Annotated in this window: 10 protein-coding genes and 1 tRNA gene; 1 reads left to right on the forward strand and 10 read right to left on the reverse strand. The window is 59.6% G+C overall.

Annotated elements, in window-relative coordinates; genetic code table 11:
* Window positions 1–441: 441 nt before the first annotated feature.
* The 10 genes from lysM to OE747_RS20200 form a co-directional block, all read right to left on the reverse strand.
* Window positions 442–870, reverse strand: a complete 429-nt coding sequence (lysM, locus tag OE747_RS20155; protein ID WP_263830274.1) for a peptidoglycan-binding protein LysM — start codon at window positions 868–870, stop codon at window positions 442–444.
* A 63-nt stretch (window positions 871–933) separates the two neighbouring features.
* Window positions 934–2733: an ABC transporter transmembrane domain-containing protein gene (locus OE747_RS20160; protein WP_263830275.1), complete on the reverse strand. Its 1800-nt coding sequence runs from the start codon at window positions 2731–2733 to the stop codon at window positions 934–936.
* Window positions 2734–3250: 517 nt separating this feature from the next.
* A tRNA-Gly gene (locus OE747_RS20165) sits at window positions 3251–3324 on the reverse strand.
* A 286-nt stretch (window positions 3325–3610) separates the two neighbouring features.
* Entirely contained in the window at window positions 3611–4387 is a 777-nt protein-coding gene (locus tag OE747_RS20170) for an HNH endonuclease (protein ID WP_263830276.1), read from the reverse strand.
* Between the two features lie 4 nt (window positions 4388–4391).
* A complete protein-coding gene (locus OE747_RS20175; protein WP_263830277.1) occupies window positions 4392–5546 on the reverse strand; it encodes an ImmA/IrrE family metallo-endopeptidase in 1155 nt (384 codons plus the stop codon).
* 3 nt (window positions 5547–5549) lie between these two features.
* Window positions 5550–9461, reverse strand: a complete 3912-nt coding sequence (locus OE747_RS20180; protein ID WP_263830278.1) for an Eco57I restriction-modification methylase domain-containing protein — start codon at window positions 9459–9461, stop codon at window positions 5550–5552.
* Between the two features lie 2 nt (window positions 9462–9463).
* Complete coding sequence (locus OE747_RS20185; protein WP_263830279.1) at window positions 9464–12265, reverse strand: DEAD/DEAH box helicase; 2802 nt, start codon at window positions 12263–12265, stop codon at window positions 9464–9466.
* Complete coding sequence (locus tag OE747_RS20190; RefSeq protein ID WP_263830280.1) at window positions 12237–17414, reverse strand: DEAD/DEAH box helicase; 5178 nt, start codon at window positions 17412–17414, stop codon at window positions 12237–12239. Before OE747_RS20190 ends, OE747_RS20185 begins: the two co-directional genes overlap by 29 nt.
* Before the next feature lie 462 nt (window positions 17415–17876).
* Window positions 17877–21326, reverse strand: a complete 3450-nt coding sequence (locus OE747_RS20195) for a YhaN family protein (RefSeq protein ID WP_263830281.1) — start codon at window positions 21324–21326, stop codon at window positions 17877–17879.
* Entirely contained in the window at window positions 21323–22666 is a 1344-nt protein-coding gene (locus tag OE747_RS20200) for a metallophosphoesterase family protein (protein ID WP_263830282.1), read from the reverse strand. Before OE747_RS20200 ends, OE747_RS20195 begins: the two co-directional genes overlap by 4 nt.
* Window positions 22667–23090: 424 nt before the next feature.
* Here OE747_RS20200 and OE747_RS20205 point away from each other — a divergent pair, with 424 nt between their 5' ends.
* A complete protein-coding gene (locus tag OE747_RS20205) occupies window positions 23091–24086 on the forward strand; it encodes a helix-turn-helix transcriptional regulator (protein WP_263830283.1) in 996 nt (331 codons plus the stop codon).
* Window positions 24087–24136: the final 50 nt, after the last annotated feature.

The following is a 24136-nucleotide window of genomic DNA, read 5'->3' on the forward strand; positions in this document are numbered from 1 at the left end:
ACCATGGAAAGCTTCCTGGGTTTCATCGACATTACCTCCATCCGGCTTTGGCTCAGACATTTGTCAACATGACCTAGACCGTCCGCAACTTGGGCAAACATAGGTGCGCTCAGCTCCAGACCCGGAGACCTTGCCTCGCGCCAAGTTCGAACCAGGAGTCGCTGGTCGGCCGCGCCCATCTCTTGGGTCAGGTAATACGCCGTAAAGGTCACAAATTGGATTGCGGCAGAAATTGACTGAGAAACCTCCAGGCAGGCGAGGAAGCCGAGTTCTCATTTTGTTCGCAGATTTTTGCGAAGCCTTCTTGGGTTCCGGTACGTCACAAGCTCTTATTTCTAAACGAAAACGACCAGCAGCCTAACTGCTAGTCGATAGCTCGTCAACATTTACCTATAGTGGCTTGCCGGCGGGCCGCCCCCTTCCTTTGCCCGATGGCTGGCCTCAGTTTTGCGGGATACGCAACATCTGGCCCGGATAAATCTTGTCGGGATGGCTCAACATCGGTCGGTTGGCCTCGAAAATCTCGTTATAGCGGGTGCCCTTGCCGAGGGTCTTTTCCGCAATCGCCCACAGGGTGTCGCCCTTGCCCACGGTGTGGAACACCGGTTCCGCTCCGCCGCCTGTGGTCTGGTCATCGACCGCACCCACACCTTCGACATTGCCGACGGCGAGGATTATCTTTTCCTTCAACTCGTCGCTGGCCGCCGCGCCTTCAAGTTTGACAGTATCACCCTCGACCGAGATATCGACACCGCTGGCATCCAGGCCCAGATCAGCGATCTCCTTTTTCAGCGCCTCGACCTGCGGGTCTTCGTCCCCGCCGCCAAAGAGTTTCTTGCCGCTGTCCTTTGCAAAACTCCACAAACCCATCTCTGTCTCCTTTGGTTTTTCACCGCCGAAGATGGAGGGAGGGTACGGCCAGGATAAGGGGAATTATTCCGCCGCAAGCCCATCGGTGAACTGGAGCCGCGCCAGCCGGGCATAAAGCCCGCCGCCCGCCACAAGCTCGTCATGGGTGCCCTGGGCGACGATGCGGCCTGCTTCCAGCACCACGATGCGGTCGGCCTTTTTTACGGTCGCGAGCCTGTGCGCCACGATCAGCGTGGTGCGGTCGGCGCTCAACCGTTCCACCGCCTGCTGCACCGCACGCTCGCTTTCGGCATCGAGCGCCGAAGTGGCCTCGTCCAGCAGCAGCACCGGCGCGTCGCGCAGGATGGCGCGGGCGATGGCGATACGCTGTTTCTGGCCGCCCGACAACATCACGCCGCGTTCGCCCACGAAACTGTCATAGCCTTCGGGCAGGGCCGCGATGAACTCATGCGCGGCGGCGGCGCGGGCGGCGTCCTCGACTTCGGCGTCAGAGGCGGAGGGGCGGCCAAAGCGGATGTTCTCGCGCGCGGAGGCGGCAAAGATCACCGGATCCTGCGGCACCAAGGCAATATGGCGGCGGAACGCGGGCCGTGCCAGCATGGTCAGGTCCTGCCCATCCAGCAGCACCCGGCCCGATTGCGGGTCATAGAACCGCTGGATCAGCTGGATCACCGTGGTCTTGCCCGCACCCGAAGGACCGACAAAGGCCACCGTCTCGCCCGGCTGCACGGTCAGGCTCATGCCGTCGAGCGCCACCTGATCGGGCCGCGCCGGATAGCGGAAAGTCACGTTGTCAAAGGTGATCTCGCCCCGCACCGGCAGGGTCAGCGCCGCCGGGGTCGATGGATCGGTTACCGTATCCTCGGCATTGAGCAGTTCGACAAGCCGCTCGGTCGCGCCTGCGGCGCGTTGCAGCTCGCTCCAGATTTCAGAGAGCGCGGCCACCGCACCGGCCATGATCACCGAATAGATCACGAACTGGATCAGCGTGCCCTCGGTCATCAGGCCCGCGCGCACGTCGTTGGCCCCCATCCACAGCACCCCGACGATGCCAGAAAACACCAGGAAGATCACGATCACCGTCAGCACCGCGCGCGTGGCGATGCGGCGGCGCGAAACGTCATAGGCGGTTTCGGTCACCTCGGCGAATGCCGCCCGGCTGGCGGTCTCGTTGGTGTACGACTGCACCGTCTGCACCGCGCCCAGCGCCTCGCCCGCATTGCCGGAACTGGCGGCGATCCAGTCCTGATTTTCGCGGCTGATGGTACGCAGGCGGCGGCCCAGCACCAGGATCGGCACCAGCACCAGCGGTACGATCAGCAGCACCATCGCGGTCAGCTTGGCCGAGGTCAGCAACATCAGCACAAGACCGCCCAGGAACATCAACAGGTTACGCAGCGCGATCGAGGCCGAGGACCCCAGAACCGACTGGATCAGCGTGGTGTCGGTGGTGATCCGGCTCAGCACCTCGCCGGTCATGATGCGTTCGAAGAACTCGGGGCTCATGCCGATGACGCGGTCGAACACCGCCTTGCGGATATCGGCGACCACGCGTTCGCCCAGCCGGGTGACAAGCGTGTAACGTAGACCGGTACCCAGCGCCAGCACAGCGGCGATACCAAGCGCGGCCATGAAGTAGACATCCAGCATGTCACCGTTTTCAATACGGAAATTGTCCACCACCCGGCGCACCGCCAGCGGCAGGACCAGCGATGTCGTGGCGGTCAGGACAAGCGCCGCCAACGCGCCGAACATCAGCGCCTTGTAGGGCGCGATGAACGGCCAGAGCGAGGCGAGCACCCCCACTTTGCGCGAGGTTGCGCGCTGTTCGGTCGCTCCGGGAGCCGGGTTTGATCGTGCCATGCGGTATGCCGTCCTGCCTGTGCGTCTGATGTCCCGCAACTGCGGGCCTAGGCTCAGCTTCTTGGCCTCGTCCCGGCCCGGGGTCAAGCAATCAACGCCCGGAAGGCCGAATTGACGCAAGTCTGGCAGCGGCAGCGGGGATCACCCCGCAACTGCCGAATTGACCGTTTTGTACAGGCCTTACGGCGGCATTTGTCCGTTTTGTACAGGTCGGTACATGTTTCCGGTGCAGCGCCCACAGGCTGACTCAGACAGAGAACGATCGCAGCGGATGCCGAACCGAGCGCGACCGATGTCTGGCGTGGCGACTTGCGCCCATCCAGTCTGCGCGAATAGAGGCATCACGCAGCCTTGGCGACAATGTTGCGGAAGAAACTGTCTGGAGCGGGCTACGGGAATCGAACCCGTATCTCTTGCTTGGAAGACTACAGCGTAAATCTCGCAAAATGTCTAAATATCAATGCCATGCAAGATCACGGCGACAAAAATTGTAGGCAATGTGTCGGAAAAGATTTTTTGGAGCGGGCGACGGGAATCGAACCCGTATCTCTTGCTTGGAAGGCAAGGGTCTTACCATTACACAACGCCCGCTCGACGTGGTTGGACGTATGACATCGTTGTTCCGAGGTCAATAGTCTGTCTTTGAGGTCTAGTATTTTGCCGACTATTCACGTCCCGTAGACTGACTGCGGAGGCGACATGCTGGTTGATAGGATGGTCGTCACCGATATACCTGCAGCGACCCGACTCTTCGGCGCACGCGACTTAGTCAACAACGGCTCGACCGAGGAGACCGTCAACTACGATTGACCAAGGATACATGTCGAAATGGATTCTTGGTCTCCCGACGGGGTAATCCTCGCCTTGTTTTCTTGGCTCAATCAGCAGGCGTGACGGTGGGGGTTTTAACCTCGAACACTTTCGTTCTGTGCCAATCCAGGAAGTTTCGATGCTTGTCTGTAAGATGAAGCGGTCCATCGAAGTGTAGACTGGCACGGGCTCGCTCGCTTAGGCGCTCCGAAAAGACCGGACCCCCATCGTTATCGAAGGTAACCAGACCGCCATCGAATACGGCGTCCCAAAGAGCTGACAGAAGCAGGCCGTTATGGACATCCAGACGCTCTGCGTCGTTGTCACAGTCGCGCCATGGCTTGATATGAGAGGCCCGGAGAAGCGGCTTGTCGACAATCCCGGTCAAGGGGCAACGACCCTGCCAGTATTTTATCAGACGCTCGCGAAAGATGTTCTGGCCAACGCGTTGAACCACAAGTCGTTCCGCCTCAGTCGTCTTCGGCAGGTTTTTCGTTCTGTGGATGAACTCCAGAAGCGGTGCATCGGGAAGGCTTGCGGCAAGCTCATAGATCCTTGGCATCACGCCATAAAGCATAGGCAACGAGGCAAACCGGAACCGTGCGAGGCCTGGTCCTGCGGCATCGGACGCCTCAATCCCGATCTCTGCAATGACCCCGGCGTGATCCAGGGCGAGGAGCCACGGACCGGAAGTGTCCCGAGCGAGCCAGATCGACCCCTGCGCGGTCGTCGAACTGTACCGCTGCCAGCCATCGAATTCGCCATGGGGGCGCCGGAAGCCGTTCTGGTACGTGACCTTCTCGCATTCCTGGCGGGTCACGAAGGATTGGGGCGTCTCGATCATTCCCTCACGCCTTCTCGTTCCAGAGCTTCTGGGCGGAGATGCCCATCGCCGTTTCTACGGCATTCGCGGTCCTCGTCACCGCGTACAGGTTCAGGTCCTCGAAGGCGCCCTTGTAGTTCGACAGGTAGCTTTCGCTCCTCGGCGTGAGTCCGTTGCGCATCGCCACCAGGTAGGCCGCCATCTCGGCCTCCACTTCCATCAGCGCGTGGGGCGTGTCACGCCGATCCGGAACACGGCGTCCGTTATCGGCTCCGAGGTGGCCGAGGTACAGGTGCGCCAGTTCGTGGGCGACAGTCACGAAGCGCGTCGGTGCGGCGTGATTCCGGTTGTAGGCCAGCTGGTAGACGTTCTTGCCCTTGTCGTTCTTCGCGCGGGCGAGCAGTCGGATCCAGCCTGCCTGACCGTCACCTGCGTCCAACTGCACGAGATCGATCTTCTCCTTGCCGACCGCCCGCATGAACTCGGCGAAGCGGTTGTCGCTCAAATTGCCGAAGGTCGGGAAGGAGAACGCATCGACCGGCAGGTCCTTGCCCTCGGTATCCTGCACGTCGAACACGAAATCGACCGGGCCCTTCATGCGCAGCACCAGGAGGGGTCGTGCGCCCTTCTTTGGCACGCGACCGAACCTGTGCCACCAGTCATGCGCGCTTGCCGCATGCGTCAGGCCCGGTTTCTGGATGTGCAACAGCATCGCGTTGAACGGTGCAAATTCGCGAAGGCGGACCGTGAAGGCGAACAGCTCCTGGATCGCCTCGCTGCTGTCATAGAGCTTTGTCGCCGCGATCAGCTGGTCGATCAGGGCGCGCTCGGACTCGGTTCTCGTGCCCGTTCCGTCGAACAGGTCCTTCTGAGCGTCGGGCGATGCGGGCGGTGTCAGCAGTGCGTCGAGGTCGAACTTTGGCGGGTAGTCGACGAAGGGCTCATCGTCGACCTGCGGACTGAAGCCGCTGACCTCGCCCTTTCGGGCCTGTTCGACGAACAGATCGAAATAGGGGCGAAAGCGGCGCTCCTGCTCGGGCGTCATGCCACCCTCGCGCATCAGCACGAGGATGGACTCGGCATCCGGCGTCCAGTCGAAGCGCGAGTCGAAGATCGACTGGACCGCGCCGCGGATGAAGTCGGCCACGCGACCGTTGACGACGGGGTCGATGACCGCCATCGCTCACATCCCCATCGCCGCGAACTCGCCGTTCGCTTCCATCCGGTCCCAGGCTTCGAGGACGAGGCGGCGGGTGCGGTATTCGCCGTGTTGGCGGATTTCCTTTTCCTTGAGGACGCGGAAGGTTTCCGAGGGGTAGTCGGGGCCCTTCACGTCGGCGGGGTCGAGGATGTAGCGCAGCTCGTCGCGGGTCAGGCCGTAGGCGCGTGCGTAGAAGGCGTCGAGATCGGCGCGGAGGTGCGCGCGGCGGTCCTCGTCCCAGGCGAAGGGTGGGCCGTCATGGCCCAGATCGCGGGCGAAGGGGGCGAGGCTGTGCGAAGTGTAGGTGAGTTCCAGCACCTTCGGGGTGATGAAGGCGAGGCGAGGTTCGGTGTAGAAGTCGGGAGGGCATACTGGCAATTGTTTTAGGTAAACATGAGCGAAAGATGTGCTGCTCAACTTCTGTCGAGCCACAAAGTCAAACGGAATTGAAGAAAAATTGCACAATAACGCAGCAGCCAAAAATGGATCCTTAGAAGTTGAGAATATTGGAAGCTTGTGGTTTGCCCCCCAGCGAGGGAAAACTGAGCACACCATTGTACGCTCCACCTTGGAGTTGGCAACATCACGCCATCCCATAAGCCAATTTCGCTCGTACCCATATTCCTTTAACCTTACTTCGAGTGTTTCTTGACGAACCCAGTACTGAGGTAAAATCTCGAAATCTGGATCGGCGTACTCTTCCTCTAGCACAGGCGGAAGCCCTCTACCGCCGCGACCTTTAATTTTTCCAACATTGTGATATGAACTGAAGCGGTGATCGAAATGCCAAATGAACTTTCCCTCATACAAAGGAAATAGAACTTCATCTGCGCCAGTATACTTGCGCACGCCGTTTTTACGCGTAGAAACTCCGTCGAGCTCAGTATCTTCTATAAATAGGCCACTGTCGCTAGTCATATTGAATAGGCTTAGAAACATAACCTCCCAAGGGTTTTTAGCTTCGCCTCCACTTTCGTTGACTAAGACAGGTAGTCTTTTATAGATCGCTGCGGTGACATGAGAATCTTCCTCTGTTCGAAAAACTGGGCAAGTTAGAGTGTTTGGGTTGAGTAACTCAAAATCGGAAGCCTGAAGAGAGAATCTACGTTCGCGGCGATCAAGGTGTTCCGGTCTTCGAAGGTAGAATGCAAGCTCTATAGCCGATTGGTCGCTGTGCCCAGAGCCCAAAGTCAATAGGGTGAAACGATTAACATTTGCAATTCCTGGAAAGATGAACTCTTCATTTTCAAATGAAAAAGCTGATCGAAGATTATTGTTTCTGACGATATCTTGAAAGAAGAATTTGGAGTTATCGCCAGATAATATGTCTGCCGGAACTATGATCCCAACCCTACCGCCTTTGCGAATTAGGTCTTTAGAAAGCTCAGCAAACAAGCCATATGTGTTGATCTTACCTCGCGCGGTAAGATTAAATCTGGCGGATTCTCGAGTAAATTCGGTTCCCGCTTCGGCATTGCGCAATGCGAGCTGGTAATTCAAATATTCATCTGGTCTATTTTTTTGCAGGGCGGAAATAGCCTTCTTTCTTTTGGCGCCGGTCATCACTGCGATGCTGGAATCAATAGTTGCAAAGTACTCCTTTTCTGAAAGCTGCATCACCTCCCAAGGCGGGTTGCCCAACACAACATCGAATCCGCCGCGCTGCATCACGTCTGGGAACTCCAGCGGCCAATGCAGGGCACGGGCGTTGCGGGCGGCCTTGGGAGCCTCGACCATTGCCTGGCGCATCTTGCCCTGATTGAGGGCCATCCACAGTTCCTCGGTCGTCGGCACCGTCCGCTCCGACGCCCCCGCCGGTGCGCCGCCCGTCTTGGGCAGCAGGAAGGCCGCCACATAGAGGTCCGCCGCCGCCTTGGCGCGGACAAAGGTCTGCCCCTTGCGCAGTTCCTTGAACCGCTTGGCCTTGGCGCCGATCTGCTCGACCGTATCCTCGGGCAGGTCGCGGAAGCCCGAGAAATCCAGCGCCAGCGGTTTCATCGCGGGCATCGACGCCTGACCGGTGCCGAAGTCGAAACCGCCTTGCCCCGCCGTCGCATCGCGATTGGCCTTGAGGTAGTATTTCGCGGTTTCCTTGTCGTCGCCGGTCAGCGGCTTGTAGGCAGCATCGGGAATGCCGTCCTGCAGCACCTTCAGGTCGAACACCCCCAGCAGCGCATCGCCGCAGCGGATCTGCGCGTCGAAGAAGCCGAGGGGAAGGCCGGGGTCCACCGTCTCGATCCAGAGCGCGACCTTGGTCAGCTCCACCGCCATTGGGTTGCGGTCCACCCCGTGGATGCAGCAGCGCGCGACATCGCGCAGCGCATGGCGGAAGTCGGCGAGCGAGGGCGTGCCCTCGGCCCGAATGCGCGCGAGCCGCGTGGCGATGCGGCGGGCGGCGGCCAGCAGGAAGTGGCCAGAGCCGCAGGCGGGGTCGATGACCGAAAGCTTCAGCAGTGCCTTGGCCGGATCGTCCGCCTCGGCCTCTGTCTTGTCGAGCACGGGGTCGAGCGCGGTATCGAGGAGCGCCTGCACGAGGCTGTCGGGCGTGTAGTAGGAGCCGGTGGTCTTGCGCTGGTTGCCCTTCTGCTCGGCCGCTTCGGAGGCGAAGACGAGCGTCTTGCCGTCGTCGCCCAGCTGGGGCTGGAGTTCGAGGAGGGATTCGTAGACCGAGCCCAGTTCTTCGGTCTCCATCGCGCGCCAGTTGACGGGGACCATGCCGTTCTTGTCGGCGAGCCAGGAGAGGCGGTAGAGCGCCTCCATGAAGGCGCGGTTGCGCAAACGGGCGGTCTCGAGATGGGGCAGCCGGTCCTCGGCAAAGAGGCCGCCGAGGGCGGGCAGCGCAAGGGCGGGCTGGCCCTGCGTGAGGGCGCGGAAGACGATCTTCACCCCCTCGTAGCGGTCATGGTGCTTGTCCCAGGTGGCGGCGCGGTAGCATTGCTTGCGCAGCGACTGGAGCGAATAGCCCTGGGCGTAGAGGGCGCGGGCCTCGGGCTTGGCCTTTTCAGGGTGAAGTAGGTTCCGGTCCTCGGCCACCATCAGGAAGATCAGGCGGTAGACGAGACGCAGGAGTTCGTTGAACCATTCGGTCAGGTTCACTTCGCCGGAATGCAGTTTCGCGGCAAGGTCGGGGTTGGCCTCGAGGAAGCCCGAGCCGAGCAGTTTGAGGGCCAGCTGGACCTGACCGGCCAGGCGGTCACGCGCGGCTTCGCCCTCCTTGGAGCCGGCATCGCGCCAGCGTTCAAGGGGGCAATCGGTGGCGGGGGTGTCTGCCGCGCCGAAGCGGGTGCGGTGGATCAGGAGCCAGAGCACCGCGAAGGACGCGATGTCCTCGTTGGTGAACATCTGCGCCAGATCGGCCTCGATATAGGCTGGACGGGTCAGCGAGGCATTGTCGCGCATGAGGCGCAACTGCATCCCGTTGGTCACGATGCCCCAAAGGGCCTCGTCCCGATCATTCAGGTGGTCCTGAAGGGCGAAGGCCGGAGAGCGCGACCTGTCCGTCGAGAGCGTCGGGCTGCGGCGATCAAGCAGCTCGGACGGCGGCACGACGACAACGGGCACACGGTCGGACGCGATCAGCGCGATCGGTGCCGCCGCTACCGCGAGGTCGGTGTACCCGAAGGTTTCCTTGAAGAAGTCTGCGATGAAACGCGAGGTGGCGGCGGCCGAGGGGTGCTCCATCTTCGCAAAGGCATCGAAATGTGATTGGCCTACGCGGAAGGCGGTGGCGATTTCCTCGCGGATCTGTAGGCCTTTGCGAACCCCGTATTCCTCGGGGGATTGCTCGGGGGCCTGGCGCTGATCGATCTTGGCGATCATCGCAGGCGCGATCAGGTTGCCTTCGAGGCTCAGCGACGGCCACGCGGACATATCGGTAATTGGTTTGCGGGCCATGATTACACCTCCCCCGGAACAAGAACGAAGAGGCCGATGACGTCTGGGGGAATGATCGGCTCGACACTGACACGCGACGCGGACCCGGCGGCAGCACGAAGGCGGGCGTGGTCTTCAACCAGCTCCGCGGCACGCTTTTGCACGAAATCGGCAATCGGGCCGCCCAGCAGGTCAGGAAGGGCCGCCTTCGCCGTATTGATCATCCGGTCGCGGGCGACCGGCGCGAGATCAGCAGTCGCGGGAGAGGCAAGCAGCGCGCGCGCCTCGTTGCCAGAGGCGATCACCGTGTTGCTGTCGAGGGCGACAAGAGCGGCTTCCTCTGCCAACAGCAGGCGTTCGCGCCGTGCATGAACCGTGAGCTTGTAACGAATACGCAAGAGCGCGACACGCGTCATCTGAGTGACGGCGGCACTCGGCCAGGCCCCGACACGACCGATGCCCAGATCCGGCAGCGCTTCGGTGTCAAGAGAGGCTTCAAGCAGGCTTTCTGCCAGGGACGATGTCAGCGGATGGGTTCTGGTCAGAAGTGAAGCGCCTGAGGGCACCGGTTCTTGCGTGGCCAGTTTCAGAGAGCCCTTCAGCCCACGCTGCTCCAGCTTTTCCTTGAGGCTATCCTGAAGGGCATGCACGTGGGCGAACTGCAGCGATTTCTTCTTCTCGAGGGGCACCCCGAACCGAGACATCGCGCGCTCGAGAAATTCGATCGTTTCTGCTGGCGATCCAAGCAGGGACTTCACCTTGTCCCATTCAGGAGCGACTTCACTCGGCTTCATGGCGTTTTGTGCAAACCGGGCGCGTGACCGCTTTTCGTTCTCGCTTGCATCGCGCCAGCGGGTCTCCATCACCTGGATCCCGTCGCCGATTTGCAGGTCCAGCGTCAGCTGCTTGTGGCTGCCACCACCACGGCGGAGCATCATTGCAGCCATCAGCGCATCGGTGACCGGTCCCCGCTCGTCGGGAAGAGGCACAGTCACGCCCGTCGCCTTGCGGATTTCTTCAGCCTTGCGGAGAATGACGTCCAACACGGCACCGTCGATGGCGCTGTCGGGCGAAAACATCATGATCGAGCGAACGAGTTCGGCGGGTTGCCCGAAGCGATCCACGCGACCTTCGCGCTGTTGATGTCGCGTCGGATTCCAGGAAAGGTCGTAGTGGATCACGGTGTCGAACAGCTGTTGAAGGTTAATCCCCTCAGACAGGCAGTCCGTGGCGACAAGGATGCGCTGATCTGTGGCGGCACTTTCTTCCGCCGCCATTTCCGCGACGCGATCGCGACGTTCGTCCGGCGTCAGTTCACCCGTCACGGCCTGCACTTTGAGTTTGGGGAAGGCCTTACGAAGCCCTTCCTTCACGTGTTCGGCAGTGGCGAGATAGCGGCAGAAGACCACGGGATTAGCGCCGTCTTTGATCAAGGGTTTGAGAGCCTTGATGAGGGCGTTCAGTTTGGGATCTTCGGCCGAAAGAAGTTCGCTGGCCTTGTCCAGGAGCCCTTGGAGAGCGGGGTCACTTGAGAAGACGGTGTTTGGCTCAATGTCCACGGCGTCTTCGTCATCGCCATCTTCATCGTAAATTTGCGGCTCGAGGCGGTCGTCTTCATTGGACGCCCGGTTTCGCAACGCGCTCATTGCGGCTGCGGGTGACGATCCGACACAGCGCATCAGCGCCAGAGTGCCCCAAAAGGCAAGCCGGCGATCCTTTTGTGCGTCTCCGGCCCGTGACACGACCGAGAAGCAATAATCAAGTACGGCCTCCTGGAATGCCAAATGCTCGTCGTTCAGGCGATACGAGTATTCGGTCGTCTCGTGCTTGGGGAACGAGCGGTTCTCATCCCAGTCGCCCTCGACCAGATCGACGCGCCGCCGTTGAACAAAGTGCCTGACAAGGCGCTCGCGGTATTTCTGGTTGTCGAAGTTGACGTTCCCGAATTCCGTGTCGATCAGCGACAGAAGCCGAGCGAACGCATCTTCATCCCCTGAATGTGGCGTGGCGGTCAGCAGGATCAATCGACGTGCAGGATCGCGTGCGAGGCCTTGGAGCAGGTCGAAGCGCTGCTGCTTTCCCTTGTGCGTGCCAACGCAGGAATGCGCTTCGTCCACGATGACAAAGTCTGGGCACGCCCTGGCAAATCCATCCCGGCGTTTCTCGGCTTTGATGTAGTCGAGGCTGACCACCGTGAAGGGATAGGCATCGAAGAGGGTTTGCGCCAATGGGAGATTGCGCTCCAGACGTGCCGCAGTGCCGGAGGTGACAGCAACGGCATCGATCCCGAAGCGATCCTTCAGTTCGGTGATCCACTGGTCCACGAGATGCGGAGGGCAGAGAACCGAAAACGCATCGACCTCTCCGCGATCCATCAGTTCGCGCAGGATCAGACCCGCTTCGATGGTCTTGCCGATGCCAACGTCGTCGGCAATCAACAAACGCGGGACCTGAAGCCGAAGGGCCATGAGAAGCGGGACGAGCTGGTACGTCCGAGGCTCAAAAGCAAGCTGTGCGGCGGATCGGAACGGGCCTGCCCCCCGGCGGAGGGTCAGTCGCAACGCGTCAGCAAGAAGGGCTGCCTTGGACTGCACTGTCGTACGTGCATCGTCAGGTAGGTCGAAGCGAGCAGCTTCTACCGGTGTAAGCTCGAGATCCGGAGCAAGAACCACGATGTCGTTTTCATTGCCTGAGAGAGGGCGCAGGGCGAGCAAGCCCTCGCCTGGTGTCGGCAAGGTTACCCATTCACGGCCGCGTGCTCTGACGAGATCTCCGGGAGTAAAGTTTACTGTCATATCAACCTTCAAAATTCTTGGTGAGGCCATCCGGCAGTCCTTCCGACGGAGCCGAAGGCAGCCCAAAAACGACCCAGCCCTTGTTCATTGCGTCTGCCTTAGCTTCTGGTGTCAGTTCTGCGGTCGTCGCGGCGACCGCATATGCGCGCCAGACGAACTCGAATTCGTGTCCGCCAAAGATTGCGGACATCATATCGACGGGTGGGATGCCTGCGGCGCTGAATGCCTCAAGCCAAGGTGATGGCACGGTTCCGGTGGCCGGCTTCGCAGCAAGGGAAATCTCTCCGCGTGCAAGATCGATCAGGAATTGCGCAACTTCCGGGCTCGAGCGGTCGATCAGTTCATGATCCGGTTGGTTGAAGTAGGACAGAAGGCAACGGTAGCAGCCGCGAACACAGGTTCCATCTTTCTTCTCCTTCAAAAGATCCACGTCACCCGCAGCAATCGCAGCATCCACATTCTCGAAATGCATCAGGCCCAGAGCGGTCTTCGCCACCTCGTTGATTGCCTTTCCGTCATCAATCAGGCGCGTGAGCACACCTGCGCCGCCCTCTGTTGCCTCGTAGGCAAGGATTGCGCGTCGGTTGTCTCGTGCAGGCAGCGGTTCACCGAGGATTTCGCCTTCCTCCAACTGGAAGACCACTTCGATTCCACGAAGCAACGCGTGCGGAACCGTCGTGATAGTCTCGGGCGCGTACTGCTCCGGTTTTTCAAAGCGGAACAACAGGGCATTCTTTCTGTCACGTACGATAGGGACAATCCGCACCGGCTTGACCACGTCAGGTGGGACATCCGTGTCGCTGTCCTCGTCGTCGGATTTCGCCCAGTAGCCGGACCTTGGATCAATGTTGAAGCCGAAGACAGTCTGGTCCTTGCGGCGCTTCAAGCCCTTGTTCAGTCGGCTGATTTCCGCGCTATTGGCGTATTGAAGTGCCAGCAGCGAGGTTTCTCCACAGACGAATTTGGCGTTGGTGACTTGAACCTGCCCATCCCTCTTCGGCCAAGAGAAAACAGTCTGAATATCAAAACCCTGTCGAACGCGTTCTTCGTCGTTAGCAGTGATGCGCTCGGTAGGAGCTGCTTCAACGTTGTCGATGCGCAACGTCTTCTTGATGGGAACCTCGCCCGCCATGTGGTTGTTACATCCATGGCAGCGCTCGACTTCGCCTTCATGCGACGCACCGCAGTTCGAGCAAATGTAGATGTCCTTGGTTGCCAGTTCCGATCCGTCGCCCTGACGCGCCTCGGGCGGCAGTTTGGCTTTCATGACTCGGTAGGCGCGGCCTTCATGATAGATCAGACTGCGCGGGCCGAACTCAGAAATGGCTAGGAAGCGGGCTCTGGAAAGGAATGATCCCGTTTTACCTTCTCCCGGAACAAACGCGTAGAGTGGAAGGCGCGGGAAGTTGTACCCGGGCAAGAAGCCCTCCGTGGCCAGATACCGATACGAATAGAAATCAGAGCCATTCGAGGCTTTGCCTTGTTCGAGGATGGCGATCTGATCCTGGGCCTGCATTTGCACGGCCTTGATCTTGCGCCGGTCGGCTCCCGAGAGCCCCGTAATCTCTGAACGCTTGTTGGCCTCGGCCAACTGCGTCCTGGCGGAGCTGTAAAGCTCTCGCCAACGGTCGAAGGCGCGGTCAAACTCCTTTGGGGCATTCATGGCCGTGTGGAGGACGAACTCGTCTGGGTCGTCCATCCAGATCGGGACTTGTCCTCCGTCGGACGCCAGAATCTGTTTCAACACACGCGCCATCGGCCCCCGTGCCTGCGAAACCAGCGCGGGTTTCGAGATGACCTCCAGAACGTCCTCCTTCAGCGGGAATTTGTCCCCGTGAAGGTCCAGAATCTCTGGGATGTCGGGGGATAGTGCCAACTTCGCTTCCGCAAGCCACACCGCGTGCAGGTGCGATCGGACCAGCTCTTCATTCGTGATGTCGAGTGCCGGCGGGCGCACAACGCCGGCCACCATATCGTTTCGCCGCTCAAAGAAATACTGGTCGTGCGGAGACCCCGAGGCGCAGTAGGTCACGACAACCGCGGCCTGCCCCGAGCGACCGGCACGACCGGCGCGTTGCGCGTAATTCGCCGGCGTAGGCGGAACGTTCCTCAGGTAGACGGCGTTCAGTGCGGAAATATCAACCCCGAGTTCCATGGTCGGGGAGCAGAACAGCGCAGGCAGGAACCGGTCTGACTCCCCGGTCGCCCGAATTTCCGTGCGGTACTCCGAGGTCGCGAGATGGTCCATGTCGTCCTGCTCGAACCGGAACCGCCACTCCCGCCATTCACGCTGCTTCTGCGAGACCTGAGCCGTGTGCTCGCGTCCCTCCAGCCCCCAGTAGGAACTACGCCCGTCGCCAAGGTCACTGGCAATCGCGGTGTAAAGGTCGTGGAAATAACGGTTGCCACGCTGGTTTTCATCATCGAGGGCCCGTCCAGGCACAAGCCGAACCGCAGATGGTGACAGGCGCCAGCCCGTCACATCGCTATCGAGTTCGACAGGCACCAGCAGCCCTTCGTCGCTCAGGAAGGCAAGCATCCCTTCCATGAACTCGTAGTACTCATCCTTGTTCAGCTTCGTGCCGAGAACGGATTTCCGGTTCACGAGCCGTGCGATCCGCGAATTGGGACCTGCCCGAAGAAGCGTTTGTTCTTCACGCAGCGTGACGACGTTCCTGCTGCCCGCGCGCAGGACAAGCGAAGACCGCGCTCGAGGTTCCTCTTTCTGATCAATCGCCCACGGCGTCTGAAGGTGCTGCCTTGATTCCTCGGATATCCCTTGGAGTACAGTGCGGTCCAACGCTTCCGATTGTACCGCTAGCCCTTCGAGCATTGCTGACAGAATGTCTTCGAGAATTGACCGTCGCTGATCACTAGATAAATCGGCCAGAGCCGAATTGATTGCCACAAAACGTTCGCGATCCTTTGCAAGCTCGTCCAGACCACGGAAATGCACATCAATTAGATTCAGAACTGACAGGCTTGGATTCGTAAAGCGCCAACCGCGTCTCAGGTCTGTCCAGACGCGATGGGCAAGTACGCTAGCGAGCGAAAGCTGAGCGTCCTCGCGCTTCATCACACCAGCGTTCGGATCCAACAGCCAATGTTGTCGAGCATCCTTATTTTCGGCGGTAAATCCAAGCGCCTCCACAACTTTCAGGCCAAATTGATTGGGCGGGAGCCCGCCTGAGCCCGCCGAGATGACCGCACGAAGGATGGCTCCGCGCAACAGGCTTACGAACAGGAAGTCATTGAAATGGCCAGACTGCAGCGCGGCATCCTGACGGTTATCCGTGAACCCCAAAAGCTTCCGCTTCGTCTCGGGAACGCCGCTGCCAGGTTTGTTCATCCACTCCAGGGCGCTGGCGACCAGCAAGGTTGTTGCCGAGCTTCGCCCTTCGCCGGAGAGCCCCGCCAACTTGCTGCGCTCTCGCATCCCCTGCGTCGGTTCGTCATGGCAGCACAGGCAGAACGCGAACTTTCCCGGGATGAACCAGAAATCGTTTCCGCCCGCTCCGTGGCGACCATCAGCACCCACGACGTAGGACACCGGCATACGCTTCTTGCGATACCCTCTCAGCCGTTCAATGCCGTTTTTCTCTTCTCGCCAGCTTTCGGGGTAACCCTCAAGCTCGCCAGTGAACTGAAAGTCAGCATCGCCGGGCGTCACCGGACACAGATACCCTGCGACCTCGTCTTCCTCAGTGTCGAGCGGTGTGTCGTCGATGCTTCGGGGCAAAAAGCGCAAACTCCCATCATCGTCGACCTTGGTCACGACATGGTATTCTTGGCCACAGTTTCGGCAGAACCGCGTAGGGTAAAGGCGGTTTCCAGGGGCTTCGGGGTCCTCGAGCTGCCCTTCAAGAAGGATCCGACGCGGCCTGGCTGTGAGCGTCGTAAAGACTTCACCGGCACCAGAGATGAACCGGTGGAGTTTGAAGGCGAGAAAGGCTCCATCCTTCGTGCCGCCGCGCTCATGCTCCGGCAGGCTTACCCGGGTCAGGAATTTTTCGAGATAGTCTCGGCAGATTTCGGCATCGACCTCACTGGCCAGAGAAAGCTTTTCAACGGCTTCTTCGAAAGGGATAGGCTTCTTCCTGCGAAGCTCAAGCCCATCGTCCAATCCTAGTTCGAGTTCGGCCCACACCGATAGCGGATGGCGCTTCAGGGTTTCGTCATCGAGTGCGTCCGGCAAAGGCTGCGTCAGGGCCGTCTTCAAAGCGTCAAGGACGTGCTCGGTCTTCAGGGTGTCATCGGTCGCGCGCTGCAATGACTCGTCGATGACCGCGTCCGGGCCAATGTCGGTGCCAAACAGACGCGACGCGACCTTCGCGACAGCAAGTGCGCGGCTCTCGTCCGATCCCTCGGAGGCCATCGTTGCCGAGGTCCCGATGCAGATTGGCTCCTTGTCAGGCGAGCACCTGTCCCGCAGGCGTCGAACGAGGACCGCGACATCGGCACCTTGGCGCCCGCGATAGGTATGGAGTTCGTCGAGAATGATAAACTCGAGACCGGACGCGTTCGAGACGACTTTCGAGTCCAGGTCGTCCTGACGCGTCAGAAGCAATTCTGCCATCATGTAGTTCGTCAGGAGAACGTCGGGCGGATTGGCAGCGATGCGCTCCCGCTCTTCACGGCTTTCCTGACCGGTGTAACGTTTGACCACCGGCTTGAGCTCATCGGGCAAACCTGAACTGGCGATGAACTTGTCGATCTCCTTCATCTGGCTGTTTGCCAGTGCGTTCATGGGGTAAACGATGATTGCCGTCGTGCGGCGCGGCTTTCCTGCGCGCCGCGCGCGGATGATCGAGTCGACGACCGGCACGAAGAAGCACAGGGATTTCCCCGACCCCGTACCGGTTGTGACGACATAACTCTTTCCCTGCTTCGCCTTCGCGATCGCCTCGGCTTGGTGCCGGTGAAAGCGAAGCGGCGTGGTACCAAACCGGAAAACCTTGCCCGTGCCATCCTCGAGATCACCCGTGGCGACGAGTTCATCGACCGTCGGCCCAGCCATGAAGCGTGGGTTCACAGACAAGAGGGCATCCGGCCAGAATTTTCCGGCGTCATACTGGGCATCGATCTCGGATTTCAGATCAGGTGCACGAATCGCGCTGAATGATCGCGAAAAATGCTCATAGGCGCGGATCAACTGATGGTCGAACTCAAACGCTTTCATCGAGTAACCTCTATCTTCGCAGCCAAGAACTTCACCTTTATCGAAGCTGCTATCAATTGTGCGCAGCTAGCTATGTATGCCGACATACAAGGCTTTTTTCGACCGTAGCCACCGGGTATTTTTAGATCAACTCAAAAGAGAGAGTCTTGCGCGCAATTATTCCAATGATTGCTGTAAGTTAAGCGCAACGGCGTCTACCACCGGCTTCACCGGCGCGGCCGCGAGATGGGAATAATCCTCGCACGTTAGCGGCGACTTCCAATAGACGCCTAACGGTGACTCATTTTCCCTTGGCTCGCAAACTCCTGATGCATCGAAACAAACATCGTCGGCCAATTGAACGATCACACCCTAAAATTGGGGGAATACACAGCCGACCCTCTGTAGCTGTAGTATGACAACAAATCATCGATTGAAACTTCTCCTTTCCAGGCAGTGACGAAATCCGCTTGAAAGCACGCTCTAAGCTGTGATGCAGTGGATCTGCACCCCCTCCCCACAAACCTCGCGCGCGATATTAACGACGTGCTGATGATGGGTAAGATAGATCGCCTGTCCACGCCGCCCGACCCGCTCCATGACGCGGCAAGCTGAGCGTGTTCGTTCCTCGTCGAAGGTCTCGAAAATATCGTCGCAGAAAAAGGGAAGCGCCGCCCCCTGATCAGCCAATTGCTCGTAGGCCGCAGCGCGCAAGGCAAGATAGAGCTGGAACCGGGTGCCTTTGGACATGTCCTGCGCTTGTTTTGCCATGCCGCTCGCATCCAGCGCCAAAAGGGTTTCGGAAGCTCCGTCAATCTGCGTCTGAAGTTTGGAATAAGCGCCATTTGTCAGTTCTGCAAAGGCGGCCTCGGTGGCCTGCATCATTGCACTGCGGTGTGCGTCCCGGTACCGGCGGATCGCCGCTTCGGCAAGGCGGTGGCCCAGGCTCAATTCGAGATGTCGGAGCGCCGCTTCCTGCATTTCGAGTTCCAGCGTCGTCTTTCTCTCGACCAGGAGCGCGACATCCGCATCGCCGCCAATGGCACGCAATGCTTGCTCGGCAGATGTCCGCGCCTCGATCGCGCCCTTGTAGCGGTCTTCAATGCCTTCCAGATCGGCACTGACCTCGTCCATCTCGGCCTGCAATCCGGTCTGGGTCTCCTCCGACAAGACGGCGCGCGCATCCTCAAGGTTCTCTAGACCCAGAAGCGAGGTCAGGGCACGTTCCAACTCCGTGCGCCTGGCCCGGTCAGTTATGACATCCGAAGCCTTGCTGACAGTTTGACGCAGAGCGCCCAGAGAACTGATATCGACATCGTCGGGGAACACCCGAGCCAGTTCAGCAACCGCAAGGTCGATGTCTCCCAGAACCTTTCTGGCGTCGGCCAAAGACTGTTCGTGCGCTTTGATCCGCTCGTTCAGGTCACATGCTATTTCTTCCGCATCAACCGCCTGCTGCGCCAAGGCTTTCAGTGCATCATAGTCAGCCAAGGGCGAGGCCGTCGTAACGGCGCCAACATCCTCGACCAGCTTTTTGACCTTCTCGGCAAACTTTGTTTGGTCATCTTGCATGGCCGAGACCTGACGCTCCAGAACCACGCGCTCTTTGTCATGCTCGCGCAAATCCTGAAGCGGTTGCAGGGAGGCTTCGAGCACGCTGGCATCCAAACCCTCTGGCAAGGCACTGGAGACCATTGCCGTCCAGTCGCCGCGTGCTGCAGCGGCTGCCATTTGTATACTCGAAAGTTTGTCAGCACGTTTCGCTTGGTCGCGCGTCAGCTCGTCGAAACGCGCTTTGGCGCTTCGCAGGTTTTCCTGATGGGTGCGCTGCGCCGCAAGGTTGGTCTTTGCCACGGACACAAGTTCGTCAAACTCCGGCGCATCCCGGCGTATGTGTTCCGAGAGCACTTGGACCAGCCGGTCCGCCTTTCGAAACGTTTCCTGGTGCTCATCCTGAAGCCGGCGCAGTTCACCATCGGCCTGCCCCGCAAGATCAAGCTTGCGCAGCCAATTCACAAAGGCTTCTGGCGCAATCGAGATTTCGATGCCAGCTTCGGTCGCTGCCACCGCCAAACGCTCCGACACTGTATTGCGCGCTTGCTCCAACACTTCGAACTGTTGCTTCACCGTATCCATCTTGGCTTTCGCAGCCGCGAGATCCTGTTCCTGCTGGCGCAGTGTCCCGAGATCAGCCGCCTGTGAGAGACGAATATCCATCGCGCTATCGACGCGCTGCATTGCCCCTTCGAACGCTTCTGCGGTTTGGTCAGTCAGACTGGTCCTGTGCGCCTTCCAGAGATCGTCGCGGCCCGTGCGAATGTTGCGCGCATGGTCATCATCGATCAGCCCCTCTTTCGTCTTGATATGGGCGATCCGTGCACTGCGCTCCGCGATCTCGGTACGTATATTCTCCAGGTCTAGGGCTGCGGCCGCATGTTTCTGGCTCGCCTCCTGCAAATCGGCAAGCAGCGTTTCAGCCTCTTCCAATGTCAGGCGACTGGTCGGCAGAGTGTCAAAGCTCTGCCCTTTGATGGTCAGCGCATCCAAAGCCGCCCGCCGATTTCGATGGGCCGTCTTCAAAGCTTCTGACGCCACCGCATGGCGCGCGGAAAGCGTATCGACATCAAAGCGGTCGAAGATATCGGCCAAATCGACAGTGATAGAGATTTCTGCACCAAGGGTGCCTAGGTGCTCCTTGGCGGCCTCGATCGTTTCGTCGATGGCCGCCACCTCGTCCTGCTCACGCGTGACCGCGGCTTCGGCATACCTCATCCGCTCCCGGGCCTGCTCGAGTTCCGACAAGGTGGCCGAGGACAGCACCAGATCCTTCGGATCGATACCGTCGGGAGCACCAAGATCCCGGGCGGCCAGGCCCATATCTGCGAGAACCTGATCGAGCACCTTACGGCGTCGCTCCAGATCCAGATCGGCCGTCGCGTACCGGCTCCTCAAGGCGTCCAGATCCTCCAACTCCTGGGTCAGCGCGAGATGCTCGGGACGGTGTTGGATCGCGGCCAGCCTCGAACGCAATCCTTCGAGCTCGTCGCCGAGTTTCGTGATGTCCCTCTGAGCCCTGGTCTGTTCGGTGAGCATCTGCACGAGGTCTTCAGGATCAACGTCCAGCTTCAAAGGCCACGCGCTGTAATCCGCAAGTCTTTCGTCAAGTGCGCCGATCTCGCCCAGCACCGGCAGTGCCTTGATCCTCGCGTCCAACCGAGCCTTGGCCGCGAACAATTCCTTGCGGCGTTCGGAAACCTGCGCTTCTTGCGCAAGAGCGTCGTCCGCCGCCTTCTTCAGGTTGCGATATTGCGAAGCGGAAACATCGAGCTCCCGGATCTGTCTCTCGACTTCGGCATGTTCCTTTTTCAGGACAGCGAGCCGGGTCGTGCTCGCCCGCTTGCGAAAAAGACCGTCAGCTTCCGCCTGCACACCGTCGAGAACATCGGAAAGCTCGCTGATCCCGGCCGCCGCAGAAAAGAGCAGGCGCCCGATGTCACCCTTGGCGCGGGTTATTTCCTCGCCGCCCTTTTCGATCGTCAGGTCGTCCAGACACAGAAGGTTCCTGTAGTCTTCCTCGGACAGGCCGCCGAGATGCGCTTGCAGCGCGCCATTGGACAATTCCTGACCATGGGCATCGCGGAGCGACGGCTCGCGGGTCGGAAGTCGCGTGAAGGCCGTTTCAACTCCGTCGATATCCAGCAGGCCAGAAACCCGGAGGTTCTTGCGCTGGTGCAGGAAATCGTAGGGTTCGCGATGCGGGAACCCATAGAGAAGCCGGAGATAGCCCTCCATCGTCGTGGTCTTGCCGGCCTCATTTGGCCCATAGATGACATGGAAATCCGGACTGCCGGCATCCCGCCGGGGCCCGAAGTCAAATTGCTTTCCGGTAAACCCGCCGAAGAGGTCCAGATTTAGCTGTCGCAGTCGCATCATTCAGAAGTTCCCTTCATCAGGGCAAAGATGTGCTCGGACCCAGCTTGGGCCAGCTTGGCTGTCAGGGCAGAGAGGGCTGCGGCATCGGACATGAGCTCAGCACGCCGGGCTGGCGGAAGCTGCGACAGCACCTCGTCGACTTCAGCCTGCGCCTGCGCTGCAAACCCCTCTTCCGTCGCGATCTGCTCCATCAGGCGGCCAAGCTCTTCGGTGGCACTGGTATCGGCTGCCACAGCGGGCGCCTCGAGCGCGAAGCTGAGTTTCTCGATCCAGAGCCGGCCGGTTTCTTCCGCGATTTGAGAAACGGTTTCGCTCCAGATGTCCCGGTCACGCAGGACATGCCAGTGCCGGACCGTTCGCCCAGAAAGGATCAGACGCAAGATCGCGTCTTCTTCAGGCCGCAAGTCTGCAATTGGTGCATGAAGGCTTTGTCGGATCCGCTGGCGGATTTCATCATCATTTTCGGCCCCGGACACATCGATTTCGTGGCCGATAAAAGACACGATGGAGGTTGGAACTTCCTCCACGGCAATCTGGCCATCTTCGATCGTCAACAGCGAGGCGGACTTGGGACCCGACTCGCCAATGTCGCGCCCTTGCGGGATGCCGGGCATGACGACCCACGGTGCCTCACTGTGCACCTGCCGTTTGTGAACATGGCCGAGCGCCCAGTAGTCAAAACCCAGGGCGGCCAGCTCCGCCACAGAACAGGGTGCGTAGTTGTCGTGACCTGATGCGCCGGCCAACGACGTGTGCAGCATCGCAATGTTGACCGCGCCGGGAACCGGAGCACCAAATTTGCCGAGGAGACTGTCGGGAGCGTGTTTGCCACTGAAGCTCACGCCGTGGATCCAGATTTCGGTGCCTGCCAACTGCACCTTGCCGCCCCGCCCGTCAAACACGTGGACGTTGTCAGGAAGGGCGACTTCGCCGGTGATCGGGTTTTCGGCATCGTGATTGCCCTTGATGTAGAACACCGGGATATTGGCGGCCCGAAGCCTCTCGAACTGACCCACCAGAAAGGCGGCCGTTTTCGCGCTGCGCTGTGCACCGTCGTATAAATCCCCGGCAATCAAAAGGGCGGCCACGCCTTCCGAAAGCGCTGTGTCTATGATCCCTGCAAAAGCAGATCGCGTCGCAGATTGGATGTTTGCGCGCAAACCTTCATCGCGAAGTGCCAGAGATGTCAGTGGCGAGTCGAGATGAACATCGGCGGTGTGCAAAATCTTGACCAAAAATATTCTCCCATAATCCGGTGCAAAGACGGTCGCGTGATTTTTTTGCTCGATGATCACTTTCAGCAATTTCGTCGGGCAGCGCACGACGAATCGAACGCTCACTTTGAGAACAAGTCTATTCGTGACGGGTGTCAAATTTTGACATGGAGGTTAAACCGCGGGCTTTTGCGAGACCGAGCTGAAAGGTCTTTGGTCCTTTCGCCGCAAGGGTTGGCCGACTGCCAACTGTGAGCACCTAGGGTGTAGGGAAGCGTTGTCGCACCGAGATGCCTCGGAAATCATCTTCGCGGCAGCAAATTACATTTGCCTGCCCGTCGGTAGTACGAAATGTCAGGATTGATCATTTCGGTGACCTGCAGGCAAGCGAACCGCGGAAATTTTCCAGAACGAGTGCGTTCGTTCTTACACTCTCCGGTTGTTGGAAGTTTCCCTGACTTGTTGACAACTCGATGTTTCCGGTCGACCGTGTCAAAATCTGTCACCAATTTCCAGTGACACAGCCGATTGATTCCATGAGGATTTTGAGATGTCGTACGCCAAGGCAGCCGACTTGCTCCGCGTCGCCGAGATGGCCTTGTCGCGTTATGATGGTATTTCCCTTTCGGATCTGATCGAGGAATTCGGGTGCGATCATCGCACGGCGCAGCGAATGATGCGGTCTTTCGAAACCGTGTTTCCCCAGGTCGTAATTCGCGAAGATGAGGATCGACGCCGGCGCTGGCAGATGCCACGTCACGATTCCCGTTGGCTTCAGGCGCAGGGCATTCGTGACAGCGAACTGGCGGCACTCGACATGGCGGTCAAGCGAGCCGAGCGGGACGCTGCTCCTGATGAGGCGCAAAGATTGAAAGTCCTGCGTGACCGTTTGCTTGCCGCGATGCCGTCCAGCCAAGCCCGGCGGGCTGAAACCGACGCCGAAGCATTGCTCGAAGCGCAAGGTTTTGCCTCACGGCCTGGTCCGAGAGTTGCACCGGACCTGCGAATACTGGGGGTTCTGACCGAAGCCCTACGCGCGCCCTGGACGGTAACACTAACGTACCTTTCCGCGGACGGCAGTATGTCGGATCGCCTGCTGGAACCTTACGGGTTGCTCCTGGGCATTCGCCGCTATCTTGTCGCGCGTCCGGTCGACGGAGATGGCAAAATGCGTCGTTTCCGGCTCGATCGTATCCGTGACGCCAAAATCACGGGCCAGAGTTTTTCCCGCGACCCAGGCTTTGACCTTCAACGCTTCTCGTCCCAGGCTTTCGGATCATACCATTCGGAAGCCGAGTATGGACCGGTCGAATGGCGCTTTTCACCGTTGGCCGCGCCCGTGGCGCGACAATTCGAATTCCATCCTGAACAAGAAGTTACCGAGGAGGAAGACGGTGCACTCACCGTCCGCTTCAGCGCATCCGGACACATGGAAATGGCCTGGCACCTGTACCAGTGGGGCGACCAGGTCGACGTCATCGGGCCGCCGGCCCTGCGGGCCATGATCGATGCGCACAGGCGCAGTGATTTCCCGGCGCTCCCCTGATGGGCGGCAAGTTCTGACACCCCATCATGTGTACCCAGTTCAAAGAAATA

This window comes from Ruegeria aquimaris, from assembly GCF_025751555.1.
Classification (GTDB): Bacteria; Pseudomonadota; Alphaproteobacteria; order Rhodobacterales; family Rhodobacteraceae; genus Ruegeria_B; species Ruegeria_B aquimaris.

Coding starts and splice junctions, on each gene's coding strand:
- lysM (WP_263830274.1), bottom strand. CDS start 870: ATGGGTTTGTGGAGTTTTGCAAAGGACAGCGGCAAGAAACTCTTTGGC.
- OE747_RS20160 (WP_263830275.1), bottom strand. CDS start 2,733: ATGGCACGATCAAACCCGGCTCCCGGAGCGACCGAACAGCGCGCAACC.
- OE747_RS20170 (WP_263830276.1), bottom strand. CDS start 4,387: ATGATCGAGACGCCCCAATCCTTCGTGACCCGCCAGGAATGCGAGAAG.
- OE747_RS20175 (WP_263830277.1), bottom strand. CDS start 5,546: ATGGCGGTCATCGACCCCGTCGTCAACGGTCGCGTGGCCGACTTCATC.
- OE747_RS20180 (WP_263830278.1), bottom strand. CDS start 9,461: ATGGCCCGCAAACCAATTACCGATATGTCCGCGTGGCCGTCGCTGAGC.
- OE747_RS20185 (WP_263830279.1), bottom strand. CDS start 12,265: ATGGCCTCACCAAGAATTTTGAAGGTTGATATGACAGTAAACTTTACT.
- OE747_RS20190 (WP_263830280.1), bottom strand. CDS start 17,414: ATGAAAGCGTTTGAGTTCGACCATCAGTTGATCCGCGCCTATGAGCAT.
- OE747_RS20195 (WP_263830281.1), bottom strand. CDS start 21,326: ATGATGCGACTGCGACAGCTAAATCTGGACCTCTTCGGCGGGTTTACC.
- OE747_RS20205 (WP_263830283.1), top strand. CDS start 23,091: ATGTCGTACGCCAAGGCAGCCGACTTGCTCCGCGTCGCCGAGATGGCC.